The sequence below is a fragment of the Halalkalicoccus sp. CGA53 genome, from assembly GCF_036429475.1.
GTDB classification, from domain to species: Archaea; Halobacteriota; Halobacteria; order Halobacteriales; family Halalkalicoccaceae; genus Natronorarus; species Natronorarus salvus.
The window spans coordinates 1,846,333-1,855,757 of record NZ_CP144125.1; the positions used below are offsets into that span (position 1 = coordinate 1,846,333).

Sequence of the window (9,425 nt, forward strand, 5' to 3'; positions counted from 1 at the left end):
TACGGTCGAGCGCGATAAAGAGGGTTCCTCACGGGAGGTTCTACCGGTCCCAACGACTCACTCCCCGAGCGTGGCCAGCGCCCGGAGCGTCCGGAGACAGAGCCGACGGGTGCCGCTCGCAAGTTCCCGCAGGACGGGCATCCCGTCGTAGATCCAGAGCAGGAGGGTGAGAACCCCCATTCCGAGCACGAGCCGCGTGTAGAGCGACGGGTCGCCGCCGGTCAGTTCGTGGTAGTATGGGAGGAAGAGGTCGAGAAATCGGTCGGCGAAGCCCTGGCCGTGGTCGTGGCTGGAGGTGACGACGATCGGCCAGAGCAGGTGATCGGTCGTCCACTCGCCCTCCAGTACGTAGATCGGGAGCACGTCGCCAACGAGGTGCGAGAGGTAGCCGATTCCGAACGCGGTTCCGAGCCTGGGACTCCCTCGTCCCCACGCGAGCAGCCACATGGCGAAGGACAAGGGGACCGCGAAGAAGAGAGAGTGCCCGAGCGCGTAGCCGGTCGAGAAAACGCCGAACTCCCACGCGAGGGGTTTGTCGATGACGTCCGGGAGGACCGCAGCGACGACGAGGACCACGGCCACCCGTCCGTCCGGAGCCTCCCGGTACCGGAGGTGGCTGTAGATCGAGTACAGCAGGTAGGCGAATATCGCGTGTTCCCATGGCCACATCGCCACCGGGTTTCGGGTCGGCGACGGTTGTTATGGGCACGCTACGCGATCTCTCGCGGCGGATCGGGTGTTCTACTCGGGTTCGATCATCCCCCGGTGGTTCGGAGCGGTCGACGGGTCAGGTCCGTGTCGCTTCCGTGACCACGGACGGAGAGCACGGGCCCGGGCGATCGATCCGGGTCCGGGTGGCGATCGGCCTCTGTTCGTCCCGGACCGACCGCGCTCCTCGACGACCGGGGAGATTCCGGCGGAAATCGCCGGCGAGACTTCTCGCACGCGCGTTCATCTCGAAATCTTCAAAGGGCGTCCGGGAGAGGATAGGGCAATGGCACTCCTAGAGACGATCGCGTTCGTGCTGTTCGCGGGGTTGACCCTCGCGAGCAGCCTCGGGGCAGTCCTCGTTCGGGACGTGTGGCACGCCGCACTCCTGCTCGGGGTCGCGCTGCTCTCGGTCGCGATCCACTACGTGATGCTCGCCGCGGAGTTCATCGCGGCGATGCAGATCCTCGTCTACGTGGGCGGGGTGCTGATACTGATCACGTTCGCGGTGATGCTCACCCGGACGCAGGGGGAGGAAGCGGGCGAAGCGAACATCGACGTGGGGGGTGCGGGGCCATGACAACGCGACCACGGCTCAACCTCGGCAACCACCTGCTCTCGGGGATCGCCGCCGTCGCGCTCTTCGCACTCCTCGCGGCGGTCTTTCTCACCTCGACGTTCCCGGAGCCCCAGGGCTTTCCGGCCGACGCACACATCACCGCGGCGATCGGCTTCGCGATGTTCGATATACCGGCGGGAGACGTCCCCGCCGAGGGCTTCATCGCCTCGTTTTTCATCATCGCGATCGTTCTCGACGCCGCGCTCGACGGCGCGGTGATGCTCGCCCGACGCGACGAGGACCACCGTCCGGAGGCCGTCTCCCGCGAGGTCGAGACGGTCACGACCGGCGCCGTCGACCTCGAGGACAGCACGGTCGAGCCGACGACGGGCGGCACCGACCGCAACCCATCAGGGGGTGGCGACTAGATGATCGTCCCGCCAGAGTACTACCTGCTGCTCTCGGCCGGCGTCTTCTGTATCGGACTCTTCGGCGTGCTCACGCGCCGGAATGCGCTGATGTTCCTCATCAGCGTCGAACTGATGCTGAACGCGGCGAACATCAACCTCGTCGCGTTCTCCTACGTCTGGGGGAACGTAACCGGCCAGACGTTCGCGCTGTTCGTCATGGCGCTCGCCGCCGCCGAGGTCGCGATCGGGATCGGGATCATCTTGGTGCTCTACCGGAACTTCCGTGACGTCGACGTGACCGCACCCGCGGCGATGAGGTGGTAACAATGGACGGACTCTTCGCATTCTCACCGCTGATCGCACTGCTCCCGCTCGCGTCGTTTCTGATCGTCCTCGGCTTCGGGAACTACCTCCCGAGGAAGGGCGCGCTCGTCGGCATCCTCGCCACGGGCGGCTCGCTGCTGCTCTCGCTCGCGATGCTCGCCGCGGTCGCGAGCGGCGAGACGTACAACGAGACGCTCTACACCTGGGTCGCCGGCGCCGGGGAGGAGACGATCTCGCTCACCTTCGGGATCCTGATCGACCCGCTGTCGTCGCTCATGCTGGTGATCGTCTCGCTGATCGCCTTCCTCGTCCACGTCTTCTCGACGGGCTACATGAACGACGACCACCACCACGCCCAGATCGGCGGCCTCCCCCGATACTACGCCGAGCTTGGGCTGTTCACGTTCAGCATGCTCGCGTTCGTCTTCAGCGACAACCTGCTGATGGCCTTCGTCTTCTTCGAGCTCGTCGGCCTCTGTTCGTACCTCCTGATCGGCTTCTGGTTCAAGGAGGACGCCCCGCCGTCGGCCGCGAAGAAGGCGTTTCTCGTCACTCGTTTCGGTGACTACTTCTTCCTCGTCGGCGTCGTCGGCGTGCTCGCCACCTTCGGCACCGCACAGTTCGCCGGACCCGAGAGCTTCCCACAGCTCGCCGCCGACGCGATCGACGCCGGCGAGACCCTCTTCGGGACGAGCGCGGAGACCTGGATCACCGTCCTCGGCCTGCTCGTCCTCGGCGGCGTGATCGGCAAGTCCGCGCAGTTCCCGCTTCACACCTGGCTGCCCGACGCGATGGAGGGTCCCACCCCGGTTTCTGCCCTCATCCACGCGGCGACGATGGTCGCTGCGGGCGTCTACCTAGTCGCCCGGATGTTCGGCTTCTACGCCCTCTCGCCGACGGCGCTCTCGATCATCGCGTTTGTCGGCGCGTTCACCGCGCTGTTCGCCGCGACGATGGGCGTCGTCAAAGACGACGTGAAGCAGGTGCTCGCGTACTCGACCATCAGCCAGTACGGCTACATGATGCTCGGTCTGGGGGTCGCGGGCTACGTCGCCGCGGTCTTCCACCTGATGACCCACGCCTTCTTCAAGGCGCTCCTGTTCCTCGGCGCCGGTGCGGTGATCATCGCGATGCACCACGAACAGGACATGTGGGAGATGGGTGGACTGAAGGACAGACTCCCCGTCGTCTACGCGACGTTCCTCGCCGGCTCGCTCGCGCTCGCGGGGATCATTCCCTTCTCGGGCTTCTGGTCGAAAGACGAGATCCTCTACGACGCGCTGATCCTCGGTCTCGACAACCCGATCATCCTCGTAGCGTACGCGATGGGACTGCTCGCGGTCTTTTTCACCGGCTTCTACACCTTCCGGATGGTGCTGCTCACCTTCCACGGCGAGCCGCGAAGCGACCACGCCGAGCACCCGGTCGAACTCGGCTGGAACATGAAGGGGCCGCTCGCGGTACTCGGCACGCTCGCGGTCGTCGCCGGCGTCGCCAACCTCGCACCCGTGACGAAGCTCACCGGGATCGACCTCGAGTTCCTCAGCTCCTGGCTCGCCTCCGGACCGGAGGAGACCGCCTACCCGACCTACACCGGTCTCGCCGAGCAGTACGCGGGCTACTCGACGGGGGTGATCGGCAGCGAGGCGGTCACCGTGGTGGTCGCCGGCGCGGTCGCACTCGGCCTCGCGCTCGGCGGGGCCGGCCTCGCCTGGAAGCTCTACAACGTCCCCACGCCGGTCGCCCACACCGATCGGCTGGGCGAGGTCAAGACCGTCTGGCAGAACAACTACTACCAGGACGAGTTCCAGGTCTGGCTCGCCGAGGGCGCCACGGCGCGGGTCGCCCGCGGCGCCGACACGTTCGACCAGGGCGTCATCGACGGCGTCGTCAACGGCGTCGGCAGCGTGAGCCTGTTCAGCGGCGACCGGGTCCGCCGCGTCCAGAGCGGCACCGTCACGAACTACGCCGCGCTGATCGCCGCCAGTCTGGTCGTCATCCTGCTCGCGTTCGTCCTCCTCGGGGGGTGGATCTAAATGTTGATCGAGTCACTCATCGCCGTCACGTTGCTCGCAGCGCTCGCCGTGTTCCTCACGCCGAACCGATTCGCCGAACGGGTCGCCTTCGCCGCGAGCCTGCTTCCGCTCGTCGGCAGCCTCTACCTCTGGAGCCAGTTCGACGCGGAGGGCAACGCGTTGCTCGCGGACTCCGCCGTCGCCTTCGAGAACCGGATCACCTGGATTTCAATCGAGCCGTACGAGATCGCCTGGCACGTCGGCCTCGACGGCGTGAGCATGCCGCTGATCGTGCTCTCGACGTTCCTCACGACGCTCGCGATCGTCTCGGCGTGGACGCCGATCGTCGAGCGTCAGTCGCAGTTCTACGGCCTGATGCTGTTCATGGAGGCCGCGCTGATCGGCGTCTTCGCCCAGCTCGACTTCCTCGTCTGGTTCGTCTTCTGGGAGGCCGTCCTGATCCCGATGTACCTGCTCATCGGCGTCTGGGGCGGCCCACGGCGGAAGTACGCCGCGATCAAGTTCCTGATCTACACGAACGTCGCCTCGCTGGTGATGTTTCTGGGGTACGTCGCGCTCGTCTTCGGCCTCGGTGACGCCGTCACCTCCTTCGGCCTCCCCGAGACCGCACAGGCAGTCCACGCCGGCGAACTCGAGGGTCTCGGCGCGATCGGTCCGGAGACCTTACTCACCGTGGCGTTCCTCGCGACGTTCTTCGGGTTCGCGGTGAAGGTCCCCGTGGTGCCGTTTCACACCTGGCTGCCCGACGCCCACGTCGAGGCCCCCACGCCGGTGTCGATCATGCTAGCCGGAGTGATGCTGAAGATGGGCACCTACGCCCTTCTCAGGTTCAACTTCACGATCCTCTACGATGTCGCCATCGCGCTCGCGGTGCCGATCGCGGCAATCGGCGTGATCAGCGTGATCTACGGCGCGATGCTCGCGCTCGCCCAGCAGGATCTGAAGAGGATCGTCGCCTACTCCTCGATCTCCTCGATGGGCTACGTCATCCTCGGGCTGGTCGCGTTCACCACGTTCGGGATCGGCGGCGCGACGTTCCAGATGGTCGCCCACGGCCTGATCTCCGGGCTGATGTTCATGGCCGTCGGCGTCATCTACAACGAGACCCACACCCGGATGGTGAGCGACATGTCCGGGCTCGCCGAGCGGATGCCCTACGCGGTCGGCATCCTCATCGCCGGGGCGTTCGGCTACATGGGCCTGCCGCTGATGGCCGGCTTTGCCGCTGAGTTCATGATCTTCTACGGCGCGTTCAGCTCGACGGTGCTCCCGAGCGCGCCGTGGTTCACCGCGATCGCGATGTTCGGCATCGTGATCGTCGCGGGCTACCTGCTCTTTGCGATGCAGCGGACGCTGTTCGGCGAGTTCAGACTCGAAACCGACTACGAGATCGGGAGGGCACCGCTGCACGACGTACTCCCGCTGTTCGTCCTGCTGCTCTCGATCATCGCGCTGGGTGTCGACCCCGACATCTTCTTCACCATGATACAGGACGCCGTCGACCCGATCGTCGAACTGGGAGGTGACGCGTGATGAGCGTCACGGCCGCCTCGACGTGGATCGCGCTCGGACCCGCGCTGATCCTCGCCGCGACCGCGCTCGTCGTCTTCCTCGCCGACGCGTTCGATCCGCAGGGCGAGAACAACGCGCTGATCGCCGGAGTTTCGCTGGTCGGGACGCTCGCCGCCTTCGGCGTCGCCGCGGAGTACCTCTTCAGCGGCGTCGGCGTCGACGAGCCGCTCTCACTCCTACAGGGCCAGCTCGTCGTCGACGGGATGAGCCTCTTCTTCACGCTCATCATCACGAGCGTCACCTCGCTCGTGATCGTCGCGAGCTACGACTACCTGAAGGGCCAGCCCCACAAGGGCGAGTTCTACTCGCTGGTCGTGCTCGCCGCGACCGGGATGGTGCTGATGGCACACTCGAACAGCCTGGCGACCGTCTTCGTCAGCCTCGAGCTCGCGAGCCTCTCCTCGTACGCGCTGGTCGCGTTCTTGAAGCGGAACAAGGGGAGCGTTGAGGCCGGCATGAAGTACTTCCTGATCGGCGCGCTCTCCTCCGCGATCTTCGTCTACGGTATCAGCCTCGTCTACGTCAGCACGGGCGCGCTCCAGCTCGGCCTCGTCGCCGAGCAGGTCGGAGAGGTCGAGAACGTCGGCATCCTCGGCGTCGGGATCCTGATGATCGTCGGCGGGGTCGCGTTCAAGACCGCCTCCGTCCCCTTCCACTTCTGGGCGCCGGAGGCGTACGAGGGCGCGCCCGCACCCATCAGCGCGTTCATCTCTTCCGCGTCGAAGGCCGCTGGCTTCGTCGTCGCCTTCCGGGTGTTCGTCGAGGGCTTCCCGGTCGACGTCGTGCTCGCACTCGGCGTCGACTGGGTGCTCGCCTTCCAGATCATCGCCGTCGTCACGATGCTGCTCGGGAATTTCGCGGCGGCCGTCCAGGAGAACGTCAAACGGATGCTCGCGTACTCCTCGGTCGGTCACGCCGGCTACGCGATGATCGGTCTCGCCGCCCTCACGAACCCCGGGCCGTACAACGACTTCGTGCTCGCGGCCGCGATGGCGCACCTGTTCGTCTACGGCTTCATGAACACCGGGGCGTTCCTCTTCGTCTCGCTCGCCGAGCACTGGGGGATCGGCCGTACGTTCGAGGACTTCAACGGTCTCGCGAAGCGCGCGCCGGTGCTCTCGGTCGCGGTGGCGATCTTCATGTTCAGCCTCGCGGGGCTGCCGATCGGCGGCGGCTTCTTCTCGAAGCTCTTCCTGTTCTACGGCGCGGTGCTGGCGGGCTACTGGTGGCTCGCCGCGGTCGGCGTGATCGCGAGCGCGGTCTCGCTTTACTACTACTCGCGGCTGGTCCGGGCGATCTGGATCGAAGAGCCCGCCGAGGACGACCTCACACTGCCGGACCAGCCGCTCGGGCTCTACGCGGCGATCGTCACCGCGGCGGTGTTCACGGTGTTGCTGATCCCGGGGATCTTCGTCGTCATCGAGACGGCACAGGCCGCCGCTGGCGCGCTCTTCTAGGGACGGGGCGGTAGGTTTTACCGCCCTGGGCGGATACCCCGATCCATGACGTGGCTGTTGCTCGGTGTCGACGACGTCGGCCGTGTGATCGGCACGCAGTCGGACGAGCACGTCCACATCGTGATCGAGGACCCCGACGAGGTCGATGCGTTCGGCTCGGCGAAGGACGTAAGCGTGACCACCGGCGACCCGACCGACCCCGCGGTGCTCGCGAGGGTCGAGGAACCGATCGGGATCGCGACGGGCACGAGAGACGGTGAGCGGACGCTCGCCACGATCGAGGCGGCACGCGAGACGTTCCCGGGCGTACCGGTCGTCGTCTACGCGACCGGGGTGCTCGACGAGGCGACGAGAGAACGCCTCTCGGAGCGTGCCGACCGGGTGATCGGCCACTGCGAGGCGGTCTGGGAGTACGTCTTCGATATCGTCGCCTGCGAGCCGGCGCTCAGGGCCCACGAGCTCCGCCGGACGCTGCTCGGGATCGAGGGGTCGCTCGGGGTCGTGATGCACGACAACCCCGACCCGGACGCGATCGCCTCGGGCATCGCGCTCGCCGCGCTCGCGCGCTCGTACGGGATCGAGGCCGAGGCGTGTTACTACGGGGAGATCACCCACCAGGAGAACCGCGCGTTGGTGAACTTACTCGACCTCGATCTCCGATCGCTGGGGCCGGATTCGACCGGTAGCGAGTTCGACGCCATCGCGCTCGTCGACCACTCGACGCCCGGGATCAACGACCAGCTCCCCGAGGAGACGCCCGTCGAGATCGTGATCGACCACCACCCCACGCACGGACCGGTCGACGCCCGCCACTTCGACATCAGGAGCTGGATCGGCTCGGCGAGTTCTATCCTCGTCGAGTACTTCATCCAGCTGGGCGTCGAACCGGACGAGGTGCTCGCGACGGCGCTGCTGTTCGGCATCCAGACCGACACCGACGGCTTCACCCGCGGCGTCTCCGAACTCGACTTCGACGCCGCCGCGGTGCTCGTGAGCCTCGCCGACAGGGGCATCCTCGACCGGCTCGAGCAGCCGACGATGACCCGCGAGACCGTCGAGACGTTCGCGCGGGCGATCCGTGACCTCACGGTACGAGACGGCGTCGGCGTGAGCTGTGTGGGTTCGCTCAGAGATCGCGACTCGCTCGCGCAGTCGGCCGACCTGCTGTTGAACAGGGAGGACGTCTCGGTCACGCTCGTCTTCGGAATCGAGCGCGAGACGGTCTACCTCTCGGCTCGCGCGCGAGGGACCGAGGTCGACGTCGGCGAGGTGCTACGCGAGGCGTTCGACCAGATCGGGAGCGCGGGTGGCCACGCGCAGATGGCCGGCGGACAGCTCCCGGTCGGGATCCTCGGCGACGGCGCGGGCGAGGACGAGCGGCTGATCGAACTGGTACGGGAGGCGATCGCCGAACGCTTCTTCGAGACGGTCGAGGACCACCGCGGTCGAGTGAGCCGGCGCTGGCCGACGGCGGGAGAGCAGCGGGCGCCGCGCTCCGGCGAGAGGTTTTAGGCGGCACGCGACCACCGACGAATATGAACGTAGGCGCGGGTGACGACAGGCTCCGGGTTCACGAGTACATGACCCGGGACGTCGAGACCGTCTCGCCGGACGCGACCGCGGGCGAGGTCGCGCGGCGGATCGCCGAGAGCGACGAACACAGCGGCTTTCCCGTCTGCGACGGCCGCCGCGTCGAGGGGTTCATCAGCGCGCGCGACCTGCTCCTGGCGTCCGACGACGAACCGCTGTTCAAGGTGATGACGACCGACCTCGTCGTCGCTCACCCGCAGATGAAGGTGACCGACGCCGCACGCGTGATCCTCCGTTCGGGGATCCAGAAGCTGCCCGTCGTGGACGACGCGGGCAACCTCGTGGGGATCATCTCGAACACCGACGTGATCAGGAGTCAGATCGAACGCGCGACCCCCGAGAAGGTCGGAAAGCTCGTCCAGACCCTAGAGAGCATCCACGGCGTCACGCTGGGCGAGGAACGACGGGAGGTCCGCATCGGCGAGCTGACGCCCACACAGGGGAAGGTCTACGCGGACGAACTGGAGGGCAGGAAGTACGAACTCGAACGGGGGCTCGCGGAGCCGCTCGTCGTCATCGACGTCCAGGGGCGGCTGCTGCTCGCCGACGGCCACCACCGGGTGCTCGCGGCCGACAGGATCGGGATCGAGGAGATGGACGCCTACGTGATCCTCGTCACCGACGACATCGAACTCGGGATGGAACGCACCGCACGGGAGGAGGGCCTCGACTCGCTGTCCGACATCAACGTCGTTGACTACGCGCGACACCCGCTGGTCGAGACGACGCGCAGGCTTCAGTAGGCACGGTCCGTCGAACGCGAAAACCT

The 9,425-nt window shown here is 66.8% G+C and carries 9 protein-coding genes; 8 read left to right on the top strand and 1 reads right to left on the bottom strand.

Annotation, left to right across the window (positions count from 1 at the left end; all coding sequences use genetic code 11):
• Positions 1–57 precede the first annotated feature (57 nt).
• Positions 58–669, bottom strand: a complete 612-nt coding sequence (locus V2L32_RS11030; RefSeq protein WP_331236602.1) for a metal-dependent hydrolase — start codon at positions 667–669, stop codon at positions 58–60.
• Positions 670–994: 325 nt separating this feature from the next.
• On the opposite strand from V2L32_RS11030, the gene V2L32_RS11035 reads away from it, so the two are divergent.
• Genes V2L32_RS11035 through V2L32_RS11070 form a run of 8 tightly spaced genes read left to right on the top strand, consistent with a single transcriptional unit; the run spans position 995 to position 9,399 of the window.
• The gene (locus V2L32_RS11035) at positions 995–1,288 is read left to right on the top strand and encodes an NADH-quinone oxidoreductase subunit J (RefSeq protein ID WP_331236544.1); all 294 of its coding nucleotides are present in this window, start codon (positions 995–997) and stop codon (positions 1,286–1,288) included.
• A complete protein-coding gene (locus tag V2L32_RS11040) occupies positions 1,285–1,695 on the top strand; it encodes a proton-conducting membrane transporter (RefSeq protein WP_331236545.1) in 411 nt (136 codons plus the stop codon). The genes V2L32_RS11035 and V2L32_RS11040 overlap by 4 nt, the downstream gene beginning before the upstream one ends.
• Positions 1,696–2,001 carry an NADH-quinone oxidoreductase subunit NuoK gene (gene nuoK, locus V2L32_RS11045; RefSeq protein WP_409348418.1) on the top strand — a complete coding sequence of 102 codons (306 nt, stop codon included), beginning with the start codon at positions 1,696–1,698 and terminating at the stop codon, positions 1,999–2,001.
• 2 nt (positions 2,002–2,003) lie between these two features.
• Entirely contained in the window at positions 2,004–4,037 is a 2,034-nt protein-coding gene (gene nuoL / locus V2L32_RS11050; protein ID WP_331236546.1) for an NADH-quinone oxidoreductase subunit L, read from the top strand.
• On the top strand, positions 4,038–5,570 hold the full coding sequence (locus V2L32_RS11055) for a complex I subunit 4 family protein (protein ID WP_331236547.1): 1,533 nt from the start codon (positions 4,038–4,040) through the stop codon (positions 5,568–5,570).
• Positions 5,567–7,066: an NADH-quinone oxidoreductase subunit N gene (locus V2L32_RS11060; protein WP_409348419.1), complete on the top strand. Its 1,500-nt coding sequence runs from the start codon at positions 5,567–5,569 to the stop codon at positions 7,064–7,066. The genes V2L32_RS11055 and V2L32_RS11060 overlap by 4 nt, the downstream gene beginning before the upstream one ends.
• 45 nt (positions 7,067–7,111) lie before the next feature.
• Complete coding sequence (locus V2L32_RS11065; RefSeq protein WP_331236549.1) at positions 7,112–8,578, top strand: DHH family phosphoesterase; 1,467 nt, start codon at positions 7,112–7,114, stop codon at positions 8,576–8,578.
• 23 nt (positions 8,579–8,601) lie between these two features.
• Positions 8,602–9,399 (top strand): CBS domain-containing ParB/RepB/Spo0J family partition protein, encoded by a 798-nt coding sequence (locus tag V2L32_RS11070; protein WP_331236550.1) that lies wholly within the window; start codon positions 8,602–8,604, stop codon positions 9,397–9,399.
• Positions 9,400–9,425 lie beyond the last annotated feature (26 nt).

Coding starts and splice junctions, on each gene's coding strand:
- V2L32_RS11030 (WP_331236602.1), bottom strand. CDS start 669: ATGTGGCCATGGGAACACGCGATATTCGCCTACCTGCTGTACTCGATC.
- V2L32_RS11035 (WP_331236544.1), top strand. CDS start 995: ATGGCACTCCTAGAGACGATCGCGTTCGTGCTGTTCGCGGGGTTGACC.
- V2L32_RS11040 (WP_331236545.1), top strand. CDS start 1,285: ATGACAACGCGACCACGGCTCAACCTCGGCAACCACCTGCTCTCGGGG.
- nuoK (WP_409348418.1), top strand. CDS start 1,696: ATGATCGTCCCGCCAGAGTACTACCTGCTGCTCTCGGCCGGCGTCTTC.
- nuoL (WP_331236546.1), top strand. CDS start 2,004: ATGGACGGACTCTTCGCATTCTCACCGCTGATCGCACTGCTCCCGCTC.
- V2L32_RS11055 (WP_331236547.1), top strand. CDS start 4,038: ATGTTGATCGAGTCACTCATCGCCGTCACGTTGCTCGCAGCGCTCGCC.
- V2L32_RS11065 (WP_331236549.1), top strand. CDS start 7,112: ATGACGTGGCTGTTGCTCGGTGTCGACGACGTCGGCCGTGTGATCGGC.
- V2L32_RS11070 (WP_331236550.1), top strand. CDS start 8,602: ATGAACGTAGGCGCGGGTGACGACAGGCTCCGGGTTCACGAGTACATG.